General features: G+C 34.7%; 22 protein-coding genes. 10 read left to right on the top strand and 12 right to left on the bottom strand.

Going from position 1 to position 22,295, the window contains the following annotated elements:
• Positions 1-548: 548 nt before the first annotated feature.
• The 6 genes from BIW12_RS07315 to gdhA all read right to left on the bottom strand — a co-directional run bounded on the left by BIW12_RS07315 (position 549) and on the right by gdhA (position 8,259).
• Positions 549-1,067, bottom strand: coding sequence for a hypothetical protein (locus tag BIW12_RS07315; RefSeq protein ID WP_071184519.1), 519 nt, complete (start codon positions 1,065-1,067; stop codon positions 549-551).
• Positions 1,068-1,235: 168 nt separating this feature from the next.
• Positions 1,236-3,965, bottom strand: a complete 2,730-nt coding sequence (locus BIW12_RS07310; RefSeq protein WP_071184518.1) for a TrlF family AAA-like ATPase — start codon at positions 3,963-3,965, stop codon at positions 1,236-1,238.
• Between the two features lie 155 nt (positions 3,966-4,120).
• A complete protein-coding gene (locus tag BIW12_RS07305) occupies positions 4,121-4,483 on the bottom strand; it encodes a hypothetical protein (protein WP_071184517.1) in 363 nt (120 codons plus the stop codon).
• A gap of 372 nt (positions 4,484-4,855) precedes the next feature.
• Complete coding sequence (locus tag BIW12_RS07300; RefSeq protein ID WP_071184516.1) at positions 4,856-5,353, bottom strand: hypothetical protein; 498 nt, start codon at positions 5,351-5,353, stop codon at positions 4,856-4,858.
• A gap of 607 nt (positions 5,354-5,960) precedes the next feature.
• Entirely contained in the window at positions 5,961-6,674 is a 714-nt protein-coding gene (recO, locus tag BIW12_RS07295; RefSeq protein WP_071184515.1) for a DNA repair protein RecO, read from the bottom strand.
• A 241-nt stretch (positions 6,675-6,915) separates the two neighbouring features.
• Positions 6,916-8,259: an NADP-specific glutamate dehydrogenase gene (gene gdhA, locus BIW12_RS07290; protein ID WP_071184514.1), complete on the bottom strand. Its 1,344-nt coding sequence runs from the start codon at positions 8,257-8,259 to the stop codon at positions 6,916-6,918.
• Between the two features lie 344 nt (positions 8,260-8,603).
• Here gdhA and BIW12_RS07285 point away from each other — a divergent pair, with 344 nt between their 5' ends.
• Complete coding sequence (locus tag BIW12_RS07285; protein WP_071184513.1) at positions 8,604-9,416, top strand: THC0290_0291 family protein; 813 nt, start codon at positions 8,604-8,606, stop codon at positions 9,414-9,416.
• Positions 9,417-9,499: 83 nt separating this feature from the next.
• On the opposite strand, the gene BIW12_RS07280 is transcribed toward BIW12_RS07285, so the two are convergent.
• Entirely contained in the window at positions 9,500-9,955 is a 456-nt protein-coding gene (locus tag BIW12_RS07280; RefSeq protein WP_071184512.1) for a DinB family protein, read from the bottom strand.
• Positions 9,956-10,036: 81 nt separating this feature from the next.
• On the opposite strand from BIW12_RS07280, the gene BIW12_RS07275 reads away from it, so the two are divergent.
• The 5 genes from BIW12_RS07275 to nadD all read left to right on the top strand — a co-directional run bounded on the left by BIW12_RS07275 (position 10,037) and on the right by nadD (position 13,046).
• Positions 10,037-10,393, top strand: a complete 357-nt coding sequence (locus BIW12_RS07275) for an arsenate reductase family protein (protein WP_071184511.1) — start codon at positions 10,037-10,039, stop codon at positions 10,391-10,393.
• A 77-nt stretch (positions 10,394-10,470) separates the two neighbouring features.
• Positions 10,471-11,331, top strand: a complete 861-nt coding sequence (locus BIW12_RS07270) for a YicC/YloC family endoribonuclease (protein ID WP_071184510.1) — start codon at positions 10,471-10,473, stop codon at positions 11,329-11,331.
• Positions 11,332-11,410: 79 nt separating this feature from the next.
• Positions 11,411-11,983: a guanylate kinase gene (gene gmk, locus BIW12_RS07265; RefSeq protein WP_071184509.1), complete on the top strand. Its 573-nt coding sequence runs from the start codon at positions 11,411-11,413 to the stop codon at positions 11,981-11,983.
• A gap of 61 nt (positions 11,984-12,044) precedes the next feature.
• Complete coding sequence (locus BIW12_RS07260; RefSeq protein WP_071184508.1) at positions 12,045-12,410, top strand: four helix bundle protein; 366 nt, start codon at positions 12,045-12,047, stop codon at positions 12,408-12,410.
• A gap of 54 nt (positions 12,411-12,464) precedes the next feature.
• The gene (gene nadD, locus BIW12_RS07255; RefSeq protein ID WP_071184507.1) at positions 12,465-13,046 is read left to right on the top strand and encodes a nicotinate (nicotinamide) nucleotide adenylyltransferase; all 582 of its coding nucleotides are present in this window, start codon (positions 12,465-12,467) and stop codon (positions 13,044-13,046) included.
• Between the two features lie 110 nt (positions 13,047-13,156).
• On the opposite strand, the gene BIW12_RS07250 is transcribed toward nadD, so the two are convergent.
• Entirely contained in the window at positions 13,157-14,053 is an 897-nt protein-coding gene (locus BIW12_RS07250; RefSeq protein WP_071184506.1) for a LysR family transcriptional regulator, read from the bottom strand.
• Positions 14,054-14,143: 90 nt separating this feature from the next.
• Here BIW12_RS07250 and BIW12_RS07245 point away from each other — a divergent pair, with 90 nt between their 5' ends.
• The 3 genes from BIW12_RS07245 (at position 14,144) to BIW12_RS07235 (ending at position 17,341) form a co-directional block, all read left to right on the top strand.
• The gene (locus BIW12_RS07245) at positions 14,144-14,908 is read left to right on the top strand and encodes a type 1 glutamine amidotransferase domain-containing protein (RefSeq protein ID WP_071184505.1); all 765 of its coding nucleotides are present in this window, start codon (positions 14,144-14,146) and stop codon (positions 14,906-14,908) included.
• A 1-nt stretch (position 14,909) separates the two neighbouring features.
• Positions 14,910-16,067, top strand: coding sequence for an iron-containing alcohol dehydrogenase (locus BIW12_RS07240; RefSeq protein WP_071184504.1), 1,158 nt, complete (start codon positions 14,910-14,912; stop codon positions 16,065-16,067).
• Between the two features lie 278 nt (positions 16,068-16,345).
• Complete coding sequence (locus BIW12_RS07235) at positions 16,346-17,341, top strand: NAD(P)H-dependent glycerol-3-phosphate dehydrogenase (protein ID WP_071184503.1); 996 nt, start codon at positions 16,346-16,348, stop codon at positions 17,339-17,341.
• Positions 17,342-17,428: 87 nt separating this feature from the next.
• On the opposite strand, the gene BIW12_RS07230 is transcribed toward BIW12_RS07235, so the two are convergent.
• From BIW12_RS07230 to BIW12_RS07220, 3 genes are all read right to left on the bottom strand, one after another.
• Positions 17,429-17,836: a hypothetical protein gene (locus BIW12_RS07230; protein ID WP_071184502.1), complete on the bottom strand. Its 408-nt coding sequence runs from the start codon at positions 17,834-17,836 to the stop codon at positions 17,429-17,431.
• Positions 17,837-17,919: 83 nt separating this feature from the next.
• On the bottom strand, positions 17,920-18,939 hold the full coding sequence (pheS, locus tag BIW12_RS07225) for a phenylalanine--tRNA ligase subunit alpha (RefSeq protein WP_071186209.1): 1,020 nt from the start codon (positions 18,937-18,939) through the stop codon (positions 17,920-17,922).
• Positions 18,940-19,040: 101 nt separating this feature from the next.
• Entirely contained in the window at positions 19,041-19,397 is a 357-nt protein-coding gene (locus BIW12_RS07220; RefSeq protein WP_071184501.1) for a hypothetical protein, read from the bottom strand.
• Between the two features lie 131 nt (positions 19,398-19,528).
• Between BIW12_RS07220 and BIW12_RS07215 the strand changes: the two genes are divergently transcribed.
• The gene (locus BIW12_RS07215; RefSeq protein ID WP_071184500.1) at positions 19,529-20,038 is read left to right on the top strand and encodes a CvpA family protein; all 510 of its coding nucleotides are present in this window, start codon (positions 19,529-19,531) and stop codon (positions 20,036-20,038) included.
• Between the two features lie 124 nt (positions 20,039-20,162).
• Here BIW12_RS07215 and BIW12_RS07210 read toward each other — a convergent pair whose 3' ends face one another.
• The gene (locus BIW12_RS07210) at positions 20,163-22,052 is read right to left on the bottom strand and encodes a peptidase U32 family protein (protein WP_071184499.1); all 1,890 of its coding nucleotides are present in this window, start codon (positions 22,050-22,052) and stop codon (positions 20,163-20,165) included.
• Between the last annotated feature and the right edge of the window lie 243 nt (positions 22,053-22,295).

Below are 22,295 nucleotides of genomic sequence, written 5' to 3'. Positions count from 1 at the left end.
GGTCATTATAATTAACAAGATGCCACACGAAAGGATTCGTGCGGCAGCGTGGGGTTTAAAACAAAAAAGAACCTAATATTAGTATAATTGGCAAGACATATATTAATCCAAATATTTTAAAAAAGTCTGAGCGTTTCTGTTCTTTCGCAATTATTATTTTAACAATAAGAATTAATGAATAAATAGCGATAATCAGAAATGTTAACATAATTAAACCTCCATTCGCAGCTCCGCAAGAGTGAGGATAACTAGAAGAGCCTGATTTAAACCAATTGATAACGAAGATTATCCAAAATATGTAAATAAGAAGAAAAAAAGTCGAAATTTTGTGCCTATTAAATAATCCCATTTAGATTTAAAATATTTTGATTATATATTATTTTTAGTTTTCGTTATTTTTAGTTTGCTTACCGCTAACGTTTCGCGCATTTGCGCAGGAGCGGAAATAGGAGCAGAGTTCTCTCTGCTAAAATAGAATTTTCTTGGTTTGAACAAACGTTCAATTTACTAAAAACCAGCTCTTGCGTAAATGCGGTGTTGTGCGAGGTTTACTTTCTTTCTAATAAACTGACTATTTCAGCTGCTTCACTTTCGAAAAATCCAGATGCAATAGTTTTCTCTGATTCGGATTTTATCAGAACAACACTCCAATTTTTTTTATGGATTTTTGAAATAATATCAAGATATAATTTTCCGAGAGGAAAGATTTTTATAAACTGGACATTGTCTAAATTTCTTGTAACAAAAAAGTCATTTGAATTTATCGAGTATGTGGAAGAGTTTTTAAAGATAAAATAGTTTTTTTCTACATCTAATACATTTTCTTCGATAGAGATTTTCCAAAAACCAAAAACTTCCCAAAATATCCTTTTAAACAATAAAAAACCGAAAATTACAGCTACTATCAAAAATAAGTAAATGACATTCCAATTTGCTTTCACAGCCAAAATAAAGCTTGTGACCGAGCAAAAAAGGAGAAAAAGGAAAACTATGCTCAAACCAATAATTTTAAAATAGTTTCTTTTTAATTCAATTTTTAAACTATTTGATTTTCCCTTAATGTCCATTTCGTTTTAGGTTTTTTCTTAAATCTCGCACAACGTTTTTCGGCTTGGCGATGTGGCGGAAATCGAAGCACTTCACTGTCAACCAAGTAGAAACTTTGATAGAAGCACAAAGCTTGATTTAACCTCTGAACCGCCACTTTTGGGTAGGTGCTGTTGGGTGCTGGCTTTCTATTTGATGTCATACTTTTTCTCACGCTGTTTAAATGCTTCATTACCTCCCTCGAGTATTTCACAGACGTGTTCTTTAATTCCTTGTCTCTCTAAAATAATGTCAATTTTCGCATCAGTCTCTTTCGTGTTTTCCAAACTACCTGTGATATATTGAAATTTAGTTCCGTTTCTATTCTTGGTGTCAACACCATTTTGATTAGCAACAATTACTTGCTCTGAATCAGCACCTACCACGATATTTGGATTATGCGTTACCACAATTATTTGTCTTTCTTTTTTCTTCTTTTTCAGATACTTAACCAACTCTTTATAAATTGCCCTATTATCTAAATCGTCTTCTGGTTGGTCAATTAAAATTGGACAATCTTTATCACTAAAGTCTAACAGCAACATAAGAACAACAAAGGCTTTTTTTCCTTCTGACATTTGATTAAATGTGTCTTCATAAAGAATATTGTAGGAAATTTGAAAGAAATTTGTAGCCATTAATTTTAATGCTAAACCCAAATGTTCATTTCCGCCCTTTAATGTAATGTTAGCATTTAAGAGTTTCTCAAAAATCTCATTTGTAAGTTTAAAATAGTCTTCTACTTTATTTTCAATAGGAGTATTTACTAACCTTTTTCCTTCGTCACTTTGCTGATTGATACTCCAGTTAAGAAGTTCCTTGAATTCATTCGATTTTAATTTTGGGAAAGCTAATATTTCTAGTTTACCCTCTGAAATTTTAAGGCTTTCTTTAATTTCTTCAATCTTGATATAAAAGTTCCTATGTGCTTGTTTTATAGAGGTTTTAAAACTGTCAATTTGTAAAATAAACTCTTCTATTTCTTTTTTAATTAACGTTATGTCGGCAAGCTTGTCTCTTTGATTTTTGAGCTTCTCCTCAACTTCCTTGTATTGTTTGTTATTCTTGAAAGCTTCTATTCCTTTTATAAAATTTGGATTTTTTTCAATCTCGTTTATTGCTTCGCTGTTTGCTTTGACAATTACAGTGTTTTTTAAAGATATCTTATCAATTTCAGATTCCCATTCATTCTGAAATTTTTCTCTAAGCTTTTCAAAAGAAGATTTAATTTCACTTCTGTTTGCATCTGAGAGTGAAACTATATCAAAGTCGATGTCTTTATTAAGGAAAAACTTCTCCTTTAATGCTTGTATTTTTGAGATTTGAGTATTGTAGGTTTCGTTGGTCTTTGTAAGCTCCTCTAATTGCAATTTTAACTTGTTATATTCTTCAAGTTCTTGTTCGGATATTTGAATTTTTAGTTTTAGCTCTGAAAGTTCTTTAGTCAGTTTTTCGATTTCATTTCTAATTCCTTTTTCATCCCCTTTTTCTTTCAGTTTTAGCTTTCGCTTGATTAAATCTTCTTGTAATTGAAAGAGCTTGTTGATTTTTGTTGTTATATCAGAATTGTTTTCGCTTGAGAAGGAATCATAATTTGTTATTAACTGATTTTTTACTATATCCTGTTTAATAATTTCCTCTACTAATTTATCAAGTTCTCCATTTTTGTTTTTGGCTAATTGATACATATAGCTTTGTGGAAAATATTCGATATTTCTGTCGTTGTTTTCAACACCATCTTTCCAAGTAATGGAAAGACCAGAAACTATTGCGTTAACAAAGTCGGTGTATTCTTGATTGCCAAATTTTACAGGTTTATCGCAATTTAATTTCTTTGCAATTGCTCCAAGCAAAACGGATTTTCCTGTTGACCTTCCGCCTATTATACAGTTAAGGTTTTGATTTAAGTATAAAGTTTGATGTGTAAAATCACTATGAGTTATGGTTACAGAATCAATAGCCTGATATCCTGCTTTTTCTTGTGGTTTAATTTGCTCAATAATTACTCTCTCATCAGGTTCGTAATCAATTTGCTTTAGACCATTAAATGTTGGGTCTGCTTTTATCCAAGTATGGCAATGATAATTTTCAATTGGCTTTTTATTTCCATTTTCGTCAAATTCAAATGTGTCTAAATATTTGAATGAATGAATGTCTAGTGAATGAAGTAATTTTTTATTTCCAAACTCATTAAGCCAATTTTGATTTTTTTCATTTGAATCAATATTATTACTGAAAAATGCTTTGACTTGTGAATATAAATGGTCTTTTAAAGGTTTAAGCTGTTGATTTTTTTCCAGATTGCTCCATTCTTTATATCCAAGGAATAGAAAAGTTTTGTCCTTCCAAGCAGTTGAATTTACTAGTTCTAAAACTTCCTCTGTTGAAGGTATTAGTGATTCAAAACCGTCTTTTAATGTTCCGCCTATTTCAGAAAAATTTTCTTTTGAGAGTTTTTTAGTTTTATGAGCTTCTAATTTCGAAATCTTTATGTTGTCGATAAATTCTTCACGAATTTTCTTTATTTCAGCATCTAGTTTTGATTCATCTATATCGAATAAAATATGTAAATTAATTTTTTGAAGTCTGTTTTCATTTCCGCTTCCAAAGGTGTCAATTCGAAACTCAAGAATTGGAAATATTTTTTCAAGGTTTTTCAATCTTCCTTTGGCTTTATAAGCCATTACTTTCTCATATCCATCAATGAAATAGTAATCAGTTATACCAATCACTTTCACATCTTCTGGTAGGTTTTCTAGGCAGTTAATAAACTTCTCCCAATTCTCAGGTGTATTTTTATAGTCTTGACATATTGATTCAGGAGTATGAATATGTAAATCCCAAATTCTCCATTCTGAACCCCTTACAATTTTTGTCATAATTTTATTTTTTACGGTGTGTTTTTAAGCTTGCACCCAACTCATAAATATACGCAACTCTATTGCGCCTATCTGTCTGTATTTGGTATGATATACGCAATAGCTATTGCGTAAAAATTATTTCCGCTAATATATAAATAATTCTTACAAAAAAACTACTTCTTTATCATTTCTCTTAAGGTTTCGAGCTGTATTTCCAGTTTCTGGATATAAGCGTTTTTCTCATCGAGTTCTTTTTTTAGGGCTTTTTCACGTTTGTTCTCGTATGGAAAGGGTACGTATTCGCCCAGTTGTGCAATAAAATTGTGCTTGAGGGCTAGACTTAACTTCCAGAGTATAGCAAACTGCAAGGACTCTTTTTTGAAATATTCGTTCAATCCTGTGGGAAGTATGCCGAGTTGCCTGGCTACTTCGGCTTTCTTGATTTTATGCTGTACAATGTGATAATGGATAAAATTACCTATCAGGGGATAATGTTCTCCTTTTCCGTTCTTGTATTTGTTACTGGTGGATATCATCTTTTATTTGCTTTGCATTATTAATCTATAACATTTCCCTTAAAAACTAGTGCTAAACACTAATAGTATTGGTTCGAACTAGGTGGTTTATTGGTTCGAACTAGATGCTTTATTGGTTCGAACTACATATACTATTGGTTTAAACTAGATGGTTTATTGGTTCGGACTACATATACTATTGGTTCAAACTAGATGGTTTATTGGTTCGAACTACCTATACTATTGGTTCGACAAACCAATAAAGCAGGTTCGAAGCACCTATACTGTTGGTTCGAACTAGATGGTTTTTTGTTTCTTATCAATCAGAAAAGCGACAAAAAAATCGCTTCTTTATGACAGAAGCGATTGTAGCTGCTTTTACTAATTGTTGTCTTACTCTGTAGGCATGACAGGAGGTGTTGTAACCGCATTGCCCTTGCTGGCTACAAAACGAGTTTTGAGTTTATCAACAATGCTGTCGGCACCCACCACTCCGGCATCGGCGGCAGCCCCAAAGGATTTATACAGGCTAAGTGCTGTATTATAGGCTTCGCTACCCGCCAGCATTTTAGTATCGTCAATGCGTTCACACAATTGGTTCGCTAACCCCGAGATTTCGTCCATTTGGGCAAACAGCGTCAGGTCGCTTTGCATATTAGGCACCGAAATATAGCCGGGAACCAGCGTGGCATTGTTTACCGCAGCATTAAGAGCATCTTCGGCAAAGGCTTTGTTGTTGACATCAATGGCGTTTAAGGATTTCCTTTCGTCGGCAGTAAGTCCCACCAGAAAAGGAAGATTGGTTAAAATGGTTTGAAATGCAGTTTTTACTGCTGTTAGCTGTGCTGCCGTAGCCGTAGTGTTTACACGGTTGTTGAGTAAATTTGACATAAATTAATGGTTTAATGGTAAATAATTAATAAGATTATACACTCAAAGCTAAACTATTTTTCTTTTGGTTTGTAGTTTTTTTAGTTCTTTTTTTGATTTTTTTTATAAGTGATAGACTACGGATGAGGTTTTGGATAATTATTGTTTTGTGAATAGCGTCTGGCTTTAACCAGATGATTTGAATTAATAAACTGCCTCGGGGCAGAGCCCACGAGGCATTAGAAAAAAAACCGCTGATTCGCAGATTTTCATATTATAATCTGCGAATCAGCGGTAAAAAACGAAGCAGAACTTCGAGGAATTAAACCTAAAGAGATTAAAACAGAAAAGGCTTTAGCCAAATCTTGATTTAGATTTTGGCTAAAGCCTTTGGGAAGCTTTAATTTGTAAACGGGCTAAAGCCCGTTCCAATTGATACTTTTAAGATTGATTAATAATTTAAAACCCTGTCAGAGTTTTAAACTCTGACAGGATTGACTATAAAGCTGTTCTAATTGAATATTTAAAAATAATCTGTGATAATCCGTTTCATCGGTGTCACCTGCCTGTCGGCAGACAGGTCTGTGGCCTTTTTTTTTAGCTCGCTTAGCTGAAAGTCATAAACAATTCAAGAAAAAACCTCCTTTAAAACATCAAGCGATTTTGGTCTTTTAAAACCATCTAAATGATAGGCGTAATAGTCAATCAGAATTTTTAAAAGCAGTTGTCTTTCGATAACATGAAACACTTTTTGGTCGTTATCGAATTTTAAAGAAATGAGTTTTTTGAACAATTGGGTTTCATGCTCACTTAAAGAACCAATGGCATGAAAGGGAGTAAAAACACCTTCGTTCATTTCGAAAAAAGGCATATCCATATCGGAAGTATCGGGATAAAAACCCAGGTATTTGGTCATTTCGAGCATTAGCATCAAATGAAAATTAGCCATTTCATCGTGTTCGTCTAACCAATGCAAGGCAGTTTCCAAAAAAGTAAAAAGCGTCTCATTTTTTTCTTCTTCATGAATGGAATGATGCAAAATTTCCGAAAGAAACAGCACAATGGTACTCTTGTAAATATCAGAATGTATCGACTGAAATGGCTCTGCAATTTTAATTTCCTTAAAATGCTCTAAAGTCCCTTTGTTCTTGTGATTGGCTTCGATTTCCAGAATAGTCATCGGCTGAAAATAAGCCATTTTTTGACTGGTTTTTCTACTCGAAAAAGCATCTCGAACAAAATAAGATTTCAATCCATGCGACAACGTAAAACATTTTACTATCAGACTTTTTTCCTGGTATTTTAAAGCCGAAATAACAATTGCCTTGGTTTTAATTTGCATGAATTTGATTTTTTGCGAAGATAGTTAAAAGAGTCCTTAGTCCTTAGTAGTTAGTCCTTAGCTTTACAAATATAAAGTCCCTAGTCCTTAGTAATTAGTCCTTAGCTTTACAAAATATAAAGTCCTTAGTAGTTAGTCCTTAGAAAACACTAAAGTACAAACTAAAACTAAGCACTTAAAAGACTAAGGACTATGGACTATGGACTAAGGACTAAGGACTCACCAACTAAGGACTAAAAAACTAAACTACCCCTTGAGCCAGCATGGCATCGGCAACTTTTACAAAACCGGCAATATTAGCTCCTTTTACATAATCAACATAACCATCGGCATCAGCACCGTATTGCACACAGGCTGCATGAATATTAAGCATAATCTTCCTCAATTTTTCATCCACCTCCTCGGCAGTCCAGCTCAATCGCAGGGAATTTTGCGACATTTCTAATCCTGAAGTAGCTACGCCACCGGCATTAGAAGCTTTTCCCGGAGCAAACAAAATTTTAGCATCGTGAAAAACAACCACTGCCTCATAAGTGGAAGGCATATTAGCTCCTTCGGCAACACAAATACAACCGTTGGCCACTAAAGTTTTGGCACTTTCTTCATCCAACTCGTTTTGAGTGGCACAAGGCAAGGCAATATCACATTTTTGTTCCCATGGCTTCGCTCCTTCAATGTATTTTGCATTGGAATATTTTAGAACATATTCGCTAATTCGGGTTCGCAATTCGTTTTTCAAATACATAACATGAGCTAATTTTTCGGCATCGATTCCGTCAGCATCATAAATATAGCCCGCTGAATCTGACATCGTAACAACTTTAGCTCCTAGCTGAGTGGCTTTTTGAACAGCGTATTGTGCCACATTTCCGGAACCCGAAACCGTAACAATTTTGTCTTTCATATCATTTCCTTTGGTAGCCAGCATACTTTGGGCAAAATAAACCACACCATATCCTGTAGCTTCGGGTCTGATTAACGAACCTCCAAAAGAAACTCCTTTGCCCGTTAAAACGCCCGTAAATTCATTTCTAATTTTTTTGTATTGTCCAAAAAGATACCCTACCTCTCTTGCGCCTACTCCAATATCTCCTGCCGGAACATCAATATCAGCTCCAATATATTTAGACAATTCAATCATAAAACTTTGGCAAAAACGCATTACCTCATTATCCGATTTTCCTTTTGGATCAAAATCCGAACCTCCTTTTCCTCCGCCCATTGGCAAAGTAGTTAAACTGTTTTTAAAGGTTTGTTCGAAAGCTAAAAATTTTAAGACACTCAAATTTACCGTTGGATGAAAACGAAGTCCGCCTTTATATGGCCCGATTGCCGAGTTCATCTGGATACGATAACCTCTGTTCACCTGGATTTCGCCTTTATCATCAATCCATGCCACCCGAAAAATAACAATTCTATCAGCCTCCACCATTCGCTCTAAAAGCATCTTGTTCTGATATTTAGCATTTTGCTCAATAAAAGGAATGACTGTTTCGGCAACTTCTAAAACGGCTTGTAAAAATTCGGGTTCGTTGGGATTTTTAAGAGTTACCCCATTTATAAAATCTTGAATCGCTTGAGACATACTATCTTGGATTTTTAGTTAAAAAAATATTTTATGCTATTTATTATTTTATTCCAATGCTATTGAATACTTTATTTAATCTTACCTAATTTGCTGAATTACGGGACTTTTTCTACATAATAACCGGCATTACTCTTTCTACAAATATACATTTTATAGAAAAACACCATTCATAATCAACTTAAAAAAAGAAAGAATTAACTTATTTTGCAGAAAATTCAAATCATCCATTTTATTACACAATATACTAAAATTAGAAAGAAATTTTATGCTAATTAGTTTACTATTATTTGAATAGAGAAATAATGTTTTTATATCTTTGTTCCTACTCGAATGCTAGGAAAATGCTCAGAAATAATTGGCTAACTTTATTTTCACTATTTCTATTACTTGGAATTTCCAATAAAATGAATGCGCAGTTAGGTTTTTCACATGAAATAGGAGCTATTGCCGGCCCGGTTGCTTTTCAGTCTGATTACGGGGAACGCCATGATCTTAGTACAAATGCAGGAAATACCGGAATTGGAGTAGGAATCATTCATTACATCAACTTCTCTTATACCGCAGAATGTGATTGTTACAGTCCTGAAACTTATTTTAACGACCACTTTAAACTAAGAAGCGAATTATCATATAATAAAACCGAATTTGAACACTTTGGCGAATGGGTACGCCCCGAAAGAACTTCGCTTCAAGCCGATCAATTGCGTGCCATGAAAGGAAATAGTGCAGTGACTAATTTAGGCATGCAGTTAGAATATTTTCCTTTAAGCATTAGAGACTTCTCGGCAACAATAGGAAGTTTAGGCCCTTTTGTAAGTCTTGGAGCCCAGTTTAGCTATTACAACACCGAAGCTTATTCTACCATGGGACCTTTAGGAACACCATTGACCACCTATCCAAAATACCTGACTCCTACCGATAATCGCCAATATGGATTTTCAACCGAAGGCGGCAGCGTTTGGTCAGTTGTATCCAGTGTAGGAACCCGTTACAAATTAACGCCACTAAGCGATTTAATGGTCGATTTACGATTTCAATACTATTTCTCTGATTGGGTTGACGGCTTAAAACCAAATCCGGATTTATATAAAGAAAATAAGGCCAACGACTGGTTAGTTTGGTTCAACGTAGGCTACATTTACTACTTGCAATAAATATTAAACCATCTCATCAAAAATAATAAAAAGAGCTTCCACTGGAAGCTCTTTTGCTATAAAATATTTTCAAACGAAATGGATTATACCAATTTTCGAATAGCCATAATCACACCAATATGAAGTCCTTCATGAAAGTTATTAAACTCCATCGAGTCGCGATTGTTTTTTAAAACAAATCCTGTAGAGGTAGGATATTCGTTAAAATTTTGAAACAAATTATTTTCAACATCTTTCTCAGTTTGCTCAATTGTAGTATGCAACAAAGACAAAACTTCATCTACTTCTTCCTGAGTTGCCTCATGCTCCGTTTGAGTTCCTTTCTTGTACTTTTCTATCAATTCATCAGAAACCATTACAGGCAAACCAGCCAGTTTATAAACCAATAATTGTTGGGTAACCACAACATGAGCTACATTCCAAATCAAATTATTTTTAAATCCTTCAGGAACCTTATTTAATTGTTCTAAAGTATATCCCTGGATCAATTTAGAAATCATGTTTCTACTGGTCTTGGTAATCTCTAAAATATCTTTCATTGTATTGAGTTTGTAAATTTTGAGCAAAAATACGCATTTAACGTCGCAAATGATTTTTCTTTGCACAAAGAAATAAAAACTATGGCTAACAAAATATACTATCTCGCTTCTTGCGACACTTGTCGAAAAATCATCAAATCATTACCAAAAGACCACAATCTAGTTTTTCACGACATCAAACAAGACCCAATTACTGCTGAAGAACTGGAAGCAATGTATGCGCTTTCGGGAAGTTACGAAGCTCTTTTTAGCAAAAAAGCACAATTATACAAATCGATGGGATTAAAGGACAAAGGCCTGACCGAGGATGATTTCAAGAAATACATTCTGGAACATTACACTTTCCTGAGCCGCCCCGTTTTTATTATTGATGGCAAAATTTACATTGGCAACAGCCAACAAAATATCCATCAGGTAATGAAAGCATTGGAAAAATAGTCATTTTAGGCACTGCTGACTAAACACTGACTACTGAATACTTTTTTAGTATCTTTGAGCACTTTTTAAGAAACAATATGATACAATCTATGACGGGTTTTGGTAAAGCCACTTTGCAATTACCAACCAAAAAAATAACAGTCGAAGTCAAATCTTTAAACAGTAAAGGCCTGGACTTAAATGTACGAATGCCTTCGCTTTACCGCGAAATGGAATTGGGTTTACGTACACAAATTGCCTCAACATTAGAAAGAGGAAAAGTAGATTTTTCTATTTATATCGAAAGTACCGCCGAACAAACTTCGACAAAAGTGAATGTACCTATTGTAAAAGCCTACATCAACCAGTTAAGAGAAGTATATGCTGATGCCGAGGAAACCGAATTGATGAAAATGGCCGTGCGTATGCCTGACACCATGAAAGTGGAAAGAGAGGAAATTGACGAAAACGAATGGGCTCAGATAAAAGAAGTAATCAACGAAAGTTTGAACAACATACTTTCTTTTAGAAAAGACGAAGGTGCTTCTCTTGAGAAAGAATTCCAATTGCGTATTGGAAACATCCGCCAATTTATGAACGATGCGCTGGCTCTTGATCCGGAACGCGTTCAGGCCATCAAAGACCGTTTGCAAACCGCCATTGATGAGTTAAAAGTAAATGTTGACGAAAATCGTTTTGAACAAGAATTAATCTATTATTTAGAAAAATTAGACATCACTGAGGAAAAAGTGCGTTTGACAAATCATTTGGATTATTTCTTAGAAACTATCAATGGAACAGAAGCTAATGGAAGAAAATTAGGTTTCATTACTCAGGAAATGGGACGCGAAATCAACACCATGGGTTCTAAATCCAATCATGCACAAATGCAAAAACTAGTCGTGATGATGAAAGACGAATTGGAAAAAATCAAAGAACAGGTTTTGAACGTATTGTAAAAGTAATTAGTCCTTAGTGGTTAGTGCTTAGCATCAGAAACTAAGAACTAAGGACTAAGGACTAGGAACTAATCACTAAATTATGAAAGGAAAATTAATCGTATTCTCGGCGCCATCAGGTTCCGGAAAAACAACTATAGTTAGGCATTTATTAAAACAGGAAGACTTGAATTTAGAGTTTTCTATTTCGGCAGCAACCCGTGAAGCCAGAGGCGAAGAAGTAAACGGAAAGGATTACTATTTTATCTCTTTGGACGAATTTAAGAAACATATCAAAAACGAGGATTTCGTAGAATGGGAAGAAGTTTACAGAGATAACTTTTACGGAACTTTAAAAAGTGAAGTAGAACGCATTTGGGCTTTGGGCAAAAACGTGATTTTTGACATTGATGTGGCTGGTGGATTGCGTATCAAGCACAAATTCCCCAAAGAAACTTTGGCTGTTTTTGTAAAACCACCTAGCGTAGACGAACTAAAAAGACGTTTGAAAGAACGCTCTACCGAAAGCGAAGAAAAAATCAGTATGCGAATTGCTAAAGCTCACGTAGAACTGGCAACTGCTCCGCAATTTGATGTGGTTATAAAAAATTATGATTTAGAAGTGGCGTTAGAAGAAGCGACTCAGTTAGTAAAGGAGTTTGTGAGTAAATAGTCCTTAGTAGTTAGTACATAGTCCTTAGTATTAAAAACAATCAACCTAAAAACAATAAATTATGAGTGGAGTTAAATCATACAAAGAATTATTAATTTGGCAAAAGGGTATCAAGATTGTAGTTTTAATATATAAACTCACAAAGGATTTTCCGAAAGAAGAAATTTATGCCTTAACAAGTCAGTTAAAGAGAGCCAGTATCTCAGTTACTTCAAATATTGCCGAAGGATTTGGGCGACAAACTGACAAATCATTTAATCATTTTTTGAATATTTCCAGAGGTTCATTAAACGAAATTGAAACACAACTAATTATCGCAAAAGAATTAGATTTTGTAGTTGATGACAACTTATTTAATGAGATTCTGTTTTTAATAGAAGAAGAAAGTAAAATGATTAACGCCTTCTCAAAAAATTTGAAAGAATAAAAACTTAGGACTAACAGCTAAGGACTAGGGACTAAAAAACTAAGGACTAAAACAATGAAAATAGGATTGTATTTCGGCACTTTCAACCCCATTCATGTTGGACATCTCATTATTGCCAATCACATGGCTGAGCATTCCGACTTAGATCAGGTGTGGTTAGTGGTTACGCCACACAATCCTTTGAAGAAAAAAAGTACGCTGCTGGACGATTACCACCGTTTGCAAATGGTTTATCTCGCCACAGAAGATTATCCAAAACTAAAACCATCGGATATTGAGTTCAAATTGCCACAGCCTAATTACACCGTAACAACTTTAGTACATCTGGAAGAGAAATATCCGCATCATCAATTTTCTTTAATTATGGGCGAAGACAATCTGAAATCTTTGCACAAATGGAAGAATTACGAAGCTATTCTGGCGCATCATGAGATTTATGTTTATCCACGAATCTCAGCTGAAGCCGAGAATTCAGAATTCAAAAACCATCCTAAAATCCGCATGATTGATGCTCCTGTTGTTGAAATTTCTTCAACTTTTATTCGGGAAAACATTAAACTAGGAAAAAATGTTCGCCCTTTAGTTCCTACTAAAGTATGGGAATATATCGACCATAATTTATTTTATAAAAAGTAAATCAATTTTTTAAAACATATAAGTCATTTAAGTTTTTTAGCTTTATTCTATTCTTTATAATTTATATAGCTTTACAAATAAGAACATATAAGTATTAAAATAAATAGTACTTAACTTAAAAGCTTTTTCAACTCTTCTTCGATTTCCTGAGCGGCCAAATTAAACCCTGAATTTTTCGCTGACAAAAGATAGGCTGCAGTCTCAGGCATTTGATTTGTTTCCCACAGCAATTGCAATTTTTCATCCTGAATAAAAGAACGTGCATTGATATCCCAGCTAACGGCTACACCTGAATTCTTAGAAAGCACCTCCAGCATTTCGGACTCTGATGGAATAATATAATTCGGAACCATCGAAGGTCGTTTTTTATTGAAAACATGCAACCAAAACAATTTTATATGAGGAATTCCTGAATCATGACTGTACCATTTTTGATCGTTTAGCCAATTTTCAATGGCGTTATAATCGCTATTCTTAATGTCCGATTGTAACTTTGCAGCATCAATGTTTTTTGAACCTACGATGATTTGTCTAATATCACCCAACTTTTTTTGCACCGTGTCAAAGGTGTCATATTTTTTAGTTACAATAGCAAAATCAATCTTTTTAGCATTTACCAATTCGAAAAGCGCATCATTTTCCTGAAAGCTAAAATCGATATAATCAAATTTGGAAATCAAAAGACTGGCCATACTACTAAATAAATGTTTCGAGATCCCTACCGTAATTAAGCGATTGGCATCAAATGCTTTAGAGCGAAAACCATTTTCCACATTTTCTAAACGATCTAAGGCTTCTATAATTAAGTTATTGAGTAACTTAGCGTATTCCGTTGGTTCAACTCCTTTCGATTTTCTATTGAATAATTTATAACCCACATGGGCTTCCAACATCGAAATTTGCTGACTTACCGCTGGCTGACTGATAAATAATTCTTTGGCAGCCAATGAAAAGTTTCCGTTTTTATACACCGATTTAAAGGTTCGATACCATTCTAAATTCACCATGATATAAATAAATTTATCACAAACATAATTTAAATTATTTTTACTAATAACATATCTGTCCTAAATTTGTAACAACAAAAAAAATCAACTATGAAAAAATTTAAATTATTCAGCATTATAATCTCAGCTGTAGCTTCTTTTACTGCAACAGCACAAAATAAAACACCTATGAAAAAAGTATTATTTGTAGTTACCAGTCACGATAAACTGGGAAACACAGGAGAAAAAACAGGATTTTGGACCGAAGAATTGGCTGCACCTTATTATGAATTAGCCGATAAGGGAATCCAAATTGACATTGCCACTCCGCTGGGCGGACAACCTCCAATTGACCCAAAAAGTGCTGATCCTGCATCAGCTACCGAAGACACTAAAAGATTTGATGCCGACACGGAATTATTGGCTAAACTAAAACACACGCTAAAATTAGCTCATGTAAAAGAATCTGATTACGATGCTGTTTTTTATCCTGGCGGACACGGCCCATTATGGGATTTAACCAAAGACAGAAATTCGATTGCATTGATTGAATCTTTTTACAACAGCAATAAGCCTATAGCTTTTGTTTGTCACGCTCCAGGCGTATTAAAAGATGTGAAAATAAAAGACGAATATTTAGTAAAAGGGAAAAAAGTAACCGGATTTTCAAACGCTGAAGAAGCTGCCGTAGGACTGACTAATGTCGTTCCGTTTTTATTAGAAGAAGTACTTCAAGCCAATGGTGGTATTTATTCTAAAACCGAAAACTGGCAACCTTATGCCGTTGAAGATGGCATATTAATTACAGGACAAAATCCAGCCTCATCTAAACTAGTAGCACAAAAATTATTAGAACAATTAAACACTAAAAAATAAGATGTTAAACTTCGAATTATACAATCCTACGAAACTGGTTTTCGGGAAAGGACAAATAGAAAAATTATCTGAATTAGTTCCACAAGGCGCCAAAATCCTATTGGCTTATGGCGGTGGAAGTATTTTTAAAAATGGAATTCACCAACAAGTAATTGAGAATCTTAAAGGATTTGAAATAGTAGAATTTGGCGGAATTGAACCCAATCCGCATTTTGAAACTTTGATGAAAGCTGTTGAAGTGATAAAAGCAGAAAAAATAGATTTTATTCTGGCAGTAGGCGGTGGTTCGGTAATTGACGGCGTTAAATTCATTTCGGCAGCAGTAAATTTTGACGGAAATCCAATTGATATTCTTCAAAAACATATTTTAATAAAAGAAAATGCGATGCCATTTGGAACAATTCTAACACTTCCGGCAACGGGAAGCGAAATGAATTCGGGATATGTGGTAACAATTAAAGCAACTCAGGAGAAATTAGCTTCTGGCGGAAGCGCTTTATTTCCGCAATTCTCCATTTGCGACCCAACAGTGATTCAATCTTTACCAAAAAGACAATTGCAAAACGGAGTTGTTGATGCTTTCACACATGTAATGGAACAATATTTAACCTATCCACACGACGGTTATTTACAAGACCGAATTGCCGAAGGAATTTTACAAACTTTAATCGAAGTGGGACCAAAAGTAGTGGAGAATCCTGCCGATTATGCGCTGGCATCTAACTTTATGTGGAGTTGTACGATGGCTTTAAACGGATTAATCGCAAAAGGAGTTCCAACCGATTGGGCAACGCATATGATTGGTCACGAATTAACAGCACTTTATGAAATTGATCATGCCAGAACATTGGCTATTATTGGACCTAATTTATACCGCGTTTTATTCGAAACCAAAAAAGAAAAACTGGCACAATACGGAAAACGCATCTTTAATTTATCCGGAACGGATAACGAAATTGCTAATGAAGCCATCAACAAAACTGTAGCGTTTTTCCACACGATGGGAATAGACACAAAATTATCGCAATACACAGATGATTACAGCAAAACTGCCGATTTTATCGTGAACCGTTTTGATGAAAGAGGCTGGAAAGCTATGGGAGAAAAACAAAATATTACTTTGGAAAAACTAAAAGCCATTGTAGAATTAAGTTACTAATTCTTACTTATTTCTAAATCAACAAAAAAGGCGTCTTCGAAATTTCTTAGACGCCTTTTAAATAACACCAAAACTAAATTAACTAATTCTAATAATTCTAAAACACAAACTACTTATATACAAAAACTTATAACGAAAGAAACATTCTATTTATTGTAATTATTCAGAAAAAAATTAAAAAAAATTACAATTTCATTTATAAGTCCAATCCCAATTCGAAACAATTCCCCTTGCTTCATTACTACATTTTTAAGTACTTTTGATTAAACTATAAAAAGATGAGTGAAAATATAAAGTTTGCAGTAATTGGCGGTGGAAGTTGGGCAACAGCCATTACAAAAATGCTCTGTGTTAATCTTTCTGAAGTTTCATGGTACATGCGTAATGAATCGGCAATTGAGCATATAAAAGCGCATAAACACAACCCAAACTACATTAGCTCTGTTGAATTTGACACCAAAAAGCTAAAACTTACTAATGACATCAACGAAGCTGTTTCTTATGCTGACTATGTTATTTTTGCTATTCCTTCGGCTTTTTTAGATGCCGAATTACAAAAATTAACGGTTTCCCTAAAAGATAAAATCATCTTCTCAGCCATAAAAGGTATTGTTCCCGAAACGAGTTTGATTGTTGGGGAACATTTTCATTTTCAATACGATATTCCTTATTACAATATTGGTGTAATTACCGGACCTTGCCACGCCGAAGAAGTCGCTTTAGAGCGTTTGTCTTACCTGACAATTGCTTGTGGCGATGCTGAAAAAGCAAAGAATGTAGCCAAAAATCTGGCTGGAAACTACATCAAAACTAAGATTACTGACGATATTATTGGTACTGAATATGCGGCAATGCTTAAAAACATTTACGCTATTGCAGCCGGAATTGCACATGGTTTAGGTTATGGCGATAACTTCCAATCGGTTTTGATGAGTAATGCGATTCGCGAAATGAAGAAATTCATTCGAAAAGTACACAAGATGAAACGCAATATCAATGATTCGGCTTATTTGGGCGATTTGTTGGTTACAGGATATTCTGTTTTTTCAAGAAACAGAATGTTCGGAAACATGATTGGGAAAGGTTATACCGTAAAAAGCGCGATGATGGAAATGAGCATGGTTGCCGAAGGTTACTATGCCGCAAAAAGCGCCTACAAACTCAACCAGGGTTATGGTGCTAAAACGCCTATTATAGATGCGGTTCATGAAATTTTGTACGAAGGTAAAAATGCCAAGGCTGTATTTAAAAAACTGGTTGATAAACTGGATTAATGTCATTGCGAGGAACGAAGCAATCACATAACGAGAGCAATTGCAATGAGCAACTATTGAGATTGCTTCGTTCCTCGCAATGACATTTTACCTCACAATCACCCCTTCTACAAACAGAATCGGCACTTCTTCAGTATTGTTTTCGTTAATGGAATTGGCTTTAAAGATAAACTTCTTGTCGTACAAAGTGTTTCCAATAAAGAAAGTCAGCATGAATTCGTTATTCAAAGCCAAAACACTTTTCTCTACCATTTCTATTTTCACTACTGAAACAGCAGGAACTTCCACAAAAGCATGACGCAAAATAGAGGTTTTCTTCATTTCGCCATCAATAGTTCCAAAAGCTTTCGAAACCACCATGGCACTTTCGATGTTAAAATCGCTGTCGTTTACTAAATAAGCGTACCAAACTTTCTCCATAAAATCATCGCTCCATTCCTGAACGGCAGCAATAAATACGTTTTCTACTTCGGGGATTGTAATATCTTTTTTCATAGTTCAGATGAAGAGTACTTAGTCCCTAGTCCTTAGTAAAGTGTATTTGCTAAGGACTAGGGACTAAAAACTAAGGACTCAAATTATATAATCGATTTGAATTGCTCTAAGAAACGCACATCGTTTTCATAAAACATGCGGATGTCTCCAATTTGGTACAACAACATCGCAATACGCTCTACTCCCATTCCAAAAGCAAATCCGTTGTATTCGTCAGGATTGATGCCACAGTTTTTCAAAACATTAGGATCTACCATTCCGCAACCACCAATTTCTAACCAACCGGTTCCTTTGGTAATTCTATAATCAGTTTCGGTTTTTAATCCCCAATAAATATCAATTTCGGCACTAGGCTCTGTAAATGGAAAATAAGAAGGACGCAAACGGATTTTTGACTTTCCAAACATCTCTTTAGTGAAATACAAAAGCGTTTGTTTCAAATCGGCAAAAGAAACGTCTTTGTCAATATACAATCCTTCCACCTGATGAAAAATACAGTGTGAACGTGACGAAACGGCTTCATTACGGAAAACACGTCCCGGAGAAATGGTTCTGATAGGCGGTTTATTGTTCTCCATATAACGCACCTGAACCGATGAAGTGTGGGTACGCAATAAAATATCAGGATTGGTCTGGATGAAAAAAGTATCCTGCATGTCACGTGCCGGATGGTATTCTGGCAGGTTTAAAGCAGTAAAATTATGCCAATCGTCTTCGATTTCAGGACCTTCGGAAACATTGAATCCAATGGTTGAAAAGATATCTATGATTTGGTTTTTTACTATAGAAATCGGATGACGAGAACCGATAGTTACCGGTTCGGCAGCACGGGTCAAATCGCCATAAATTCCTTTAGATTCTTCTTTGCTTTCTAAAGTTTCCTGGATTGATTTTACTTTTTCCTCTGCAGAAGTCTTAAGCAGGTTAATTACCTGACCAAATTCCTTTTTTTGCTCATTAGGAACATTTTTAAATTCAGCAAAAAATTCTTTTAGAATTCCTTTACTTCCTAAAAACTTAATTCTAAATGATTCTAATTCGGCAGTATCTTGTGTTGAAAAAGCTTGTGCTTCACCAATATATTCTTTTATCTTATCTATCATTTTCATCCAATAATTGAGTGTGCAAATTTAAGCAAAAAGTTAGAAGTTAGAAGTTAGAAGTTGGAAGTTTTTCTACACTTCTGTCATAAAATAACAACGAATCAATCAATAAGTTGTTTTTCTATAAAATAACTCACAATGGCTTCCTTCATTAAAACCGATTGTTCCCCTGCTTTTAAAGCGGGTAATTGTTCCTTTACTTTGTAATGTGGCCAGCCTTCTTCATCAAAAAAGTCGAACTCATAAAAGCCATAAGGCTCCAGCAAACGACAAATAGCGATGTGCATCAGGTTTAGTTTTTCGTCTTTTTTATATTCTCGGTGTACCTGACCCAATTCCTGAACTCCGATTAAAAAAATAATGGCATCCAAATCCAAATCTTCACCTTGTGAAAATTGATTAGAAAGTATATCGACAAGCTTATCCCAGCGCTCTTTAAGTTGTGTGTCTCTTGACATTTTTTGAAAGTTAGAAATTAGAAGTTAGAAGTTAGAAATTGCTATTCTGATTTTCTACTATCTAAAATTATTAGGGCAAAGATACCAACATAATTCTTTTATCTTTGCTCTTTATTATTTTCTATTTTATTATGGGTTTTTTAGATATTATTTTAGGTGCTTTATTGGCATTTGCATTGTACAAAGGAACGGTAAATGGTCTTTTTATTGAAATCGCATCCTTTTTCTCCTTACTTTTCGGGATTTATTTAGCCGTTAAATTCTCGGTTATCACCAAAGATATTCTTTTAGGATTTGTGCATTGGAACCCCAATACGGTTCAGGTTACGGCTTTTATTCTCACTTTTATTCTGGTAGTAATTGGCATTCATTTTTTAGCAAAAATCCTAACCGGAATAGTGGATTTTGCTTTTTTAGGATGGATAAACAAACTTGGTGGCGGATTATTCCGAACACTCAAAACGGTCTTAATCATTGGAATTGTATTTTCTGTTTTCGAAAAAATAAACTACAATCATTTTTTTGCTAAAAAAGAAACGCTTGACAAATCGACTTTTTACTATCCAATTCAGAAAACGGCGGCTTTTATGTATCCCTGTATCACCGAATGGTATGGAACAATAAAAGAAGAACAAAACTAAACCCGATTAGGGATTTTATGTTTTTCTCTGTAAAAAAATGCAACAAAAAAGCCGCAACATCGCGGCTTTTTTGTTTAACAGTATCATTTAGGCTTCGACAAGCTCAGCCTGACATCATTATATATTATCTTCTTTTCACATAATCCAATTGCTCGTCCTGGTCGATGATTTCAAATTCGGCATCTTTTTCCCAAATTTCCATTTCACAAGGTTTGCAGTTGAATTTCAATTTGTATTCCGTTTCACCGTGTTTTAACGTTAGCGGTTCTTTTACTTTTTCTCCCATAGTATCACGCTGGAAGCGGGCACATTTACCCAATTCGTATTTCACGCAATATTTGGTAGTCATTACACGGGCTTTTCCAGGATCCCATTGCAATTCAAATGCCTTTTCAATCTCGGTTACACCGTGTCTTTTATAAAAAGCTCTCGCTAATTTATTCGAAACATTAAAAGTAAAATCTAATTTTTCGGTTGGATAAGGAATATCCGATTTTGTAATTTGGAATTCTTCTCTATGGTATTCGTTGATTCGAATATCAATCAATTGTTCCAAAGCAATTCTTCGCACTTCATTCACTTTCGAAATCGGCAAGAACCAATTCTTAGTAAATTCTACTTCAATATTGTCAACTATAAAAGGCGTATTTCCTGTTTTAACTAAGTTCTTTTTGATATTCGGGATTACTGATTCCTCGCTTTTTGCCAGTTCTTTTTCAGTAACCAAATTCGATATACTCTGGTGTCCGTCTTCATCCACCACTGTTAATTGGAAACCTTCTTCTGTTTCAGAAAAACGAAGACTTACACCAATTTTTCGAACCGCAGCATTTTCTTTTTCTACAATTCGGTTAAACTCTGCATCCGAATTTCGATAAATAACTGTTCCTACAGCAATATTTTTAAAGGTATTTGGCACCACAATATCATTCACGATAATATTGATTTGGACTCCATCGGCAATTCCCTCTTCATTGATAAAAAACAAACCATCACCATTGTTTAGCTTATCATGATTTTCAATCACATAACCATTGGCTTTGATTTCAGTTACTTTACCAATGTACTGCCCTTGTGATTTTGGACTTTCCCAGTTTCCTATTTTTTCTTTACGCTGGTTCACAAAATAATCGGTATACCCTCTATTGAAACTTCTGTCCATTTCAGGTTCGAAATTATAGAAAGTCCTTCCTGAAGAAGCTTTTTGGAAACTCTCATTATTTTCTAAGAAAGCATCCAGTTTCTTTCTTAAAAACGAAGTATTATTTTTTACGTAAACAATATCTTTTAAACGACCTTCAATCTTAAACGAAGTAATTCCTGCCTCAATCAAATTGGGCAATTGGTCACTTAAATCCAAATCCTTTATCGAAAGCAAATGACTTTCGGTCAATAAAGTTGTTCCATTTCCGTCAATCAAATTGTACGGCAAACGACAGTTTTGCGCACAAGAACCACGATTAGCGCTACGTTCTCCACCCGCGATACTCATGTAGCAATTTCCGCTAAAAGACACGCAAAGCGCACCAGAAACGAAGAATTCTAATTCTACATCAGTTGCTGCGGCAATGTCTCTCACCTGGTCTAAATTCAACTCTCTGGCCAAAACTACACGTTGCATCCCGACATCTTTCAGGAATTTTACGTGTTTTGGTTCACGGTTGTTCGCTTGAGTACTCGCGTGAATAACTATTGGCGGCAAATCCATTTCCATGATCGCCATGTCCTGCACAATAAGCGCATCGACACCAATATCGTATAATTGATAGATTAATTTTTTACAAGCGTCTAATTCGTTGTCGTACAAAATGGTATTGATCACCACAAAAACCTGCGCCTTAAATAAGTGAGCATATTTGACCATTTCGGCAATATCCTCAACTGAATTGGTTGCATTGGTACGCGCTCCAAAAAGCGGAGCACCAATATACACAGCATCTGCACCCGCATTGATAGCTGCAATTCCCTGAACCAAATTTTTAGCCGGAGCAAGAATTTCTACTTTCTTTTTCATATAATCATTGCTATAATTCCAAATTTTTTGGAATCAGAGTGCAAAAGTATAAAATACTTCTCAAAAAAGCAGGGTTTTGGAAAGATTAAGATTTAAATCATTTGAAAAACAGCTATTTATAAAATAACCCAAACGATTTAAACGAAAAAAAGCATGAATAAGATCCGTGCTTTTTAAATCTGAAAAATATTCTATGTTATTATTCCACTTTTTAACTCGTTTTTTAAAGGAGGTTCTTTTTTA

The sequence above is a fragment of the Flavobacterium commune genome, assembly GCF_001857965.1.
Lineage (GTDB): Bacteria > Bacteroidota > Bacteroidia > Flavobacteriales > Flavobacteriaceae > Flavobacterium > Flavobacterium commune.
The sequence above is the reverse complement of the archived record's forward strand: the minus strand, read 5'-3'. Positions and strand labels throughout refer to the sequence as shown.

Coding starts and splice junctions, on each gene's coding strand:
- BIW12_RS07315 (WP_071184519.1), bottom strand. CDS start 1,067: ATGGACATTAAGGGAAAATCAAATAGTTTAAAAATTGAATTAAAAAGA.
- BIW12_RS07310 (WP_071184518.1), bottom strand. CDS start 3,965: ATGACAAAAATTGTAAGGGGTTCAGAATGGAGAATTTGGGATTTACAT.
- BIW12_RS07305 (WP_071184517.1), bottom strand. CDS start 4,483: ATGATATCCACCAGTAACAAATACAAGAACGGAAAAGGAGAACATTAT.
- BIW12_RS07300 (WP_071184516.1), bottom strand. CDS start 5,353: ATGTCAAATTTACTCAACAACCGTGTAAACACTACGGCTACGGCAGCA.
- recO (WP_071184515.1), bottom strand. CDS start 6,674: ATGCAAATTAAAACCAAGGCAATTGTTATTTCGGCTTTAAAATACCAG.
- gdhA (WP_071184514.1), bottom strand. CDS start 8,259: ATGTCTCAAGCGATTCAAGATTTTATAAATGGGGTAACTCTTAAAAAT.
- BIW12_RS07285 (WP_071184513.1), top strand. CDS start 8,604: ATGCTCAGAAATAATTGGCTAACTTTATTTTCACTATTTCTATTACTT.
- BIW12_RS07280 (WP_071184512.1), bottom strand. CDS start 9,955: ATGAAAGATATTTTAGAGATTACCAAGACCAGTAGAAACATGATTTCT.
- BIW12_RS07275 (WP_071184511.1), top strand. CDS start 10,037: ATGGCTAACAAAATATACTATCTCGCTTCTTGCGACACTTGTCGAAAA.
- BIW12_RS07270 (WP_071184510.1), top strand. CDS start 10,471: ATGATACAATCTATGACGGGTTTTGGTAAAGCCACTTTGCAATTACCA.
- BIW12_RS07260 (WP_071184508.1), top strand. CDS start 12,045: ATGAGTGGAGTTAAATCATACAAAGAATTATTAATTTGGCAAAAGGGT.
- nadD (WP_071184507.1), top strand. CDS start 12,465: ATGAAAATAGGATTGTATTTCGGCACTTTCAACCCCATTCATGTTGGA.
- BIW12_RS07250 (WP_071184506.1), bottom strand. CDS start 14,053: ATGGTGAATTTAGAATGGTATCGAACCTTTAAATCGGTGTATAAAAAC.
- BIW12_RS07245 (WP_071184505.1), top strand. CDS start 14,144: ATGAAAAAATTTAAATTATTCAGCATTATAATCTCAGCTGTAGCTTCT.
- BIW12_RS07240 (WP_071184504.1), top strand. CDS start 14,910: ATGTTAAACTTCGAATTATACAATCCTACGAAACTGGTTTTCGGGAAA.
- BIW12_RS07235 (WP_071184503.1), top strand. CDS start 16,346: ATGAGTGAAAATATAAAGTTTGCAGTAATTGGCGGTGGAAGTTGGGCA.
- BIW12_RS07230 (WP_071184502.1), bottom strand. CDS start 17,836: ATGAAAAAAGATATTACAATCCCCGAAGTAGAAAACGTATTTATTGCT.
- pheS (WP_071186209.1), bottom strand. CDS start 18,939: ATGATAGATAAGATAAAAGAATATATTGGTGAAGCACAAGCTTTTTCA.
- BIW12_RS07220 (WP_071184501.1), bottom strand. CDS start 19,397: ATGTCAAGAGACACACAACTTAAAGAGCGCTGGGATAAGCTTGTCGAT.
- BIW12_RS07215 (WP_071184500.1), top strand. CDS start 19,529: ATGGGTTTTTTAGATATTATTTTAGGTGCTTTATTGGCATTTGCATTG.
- BIW12_RS07210 (WP_071184499.1), bottom strand. CDS start 22,052: ATGAAAAAGAAAGTAGAAATTCTTGCTCCGGCTAAAAATTTGGTTCAG.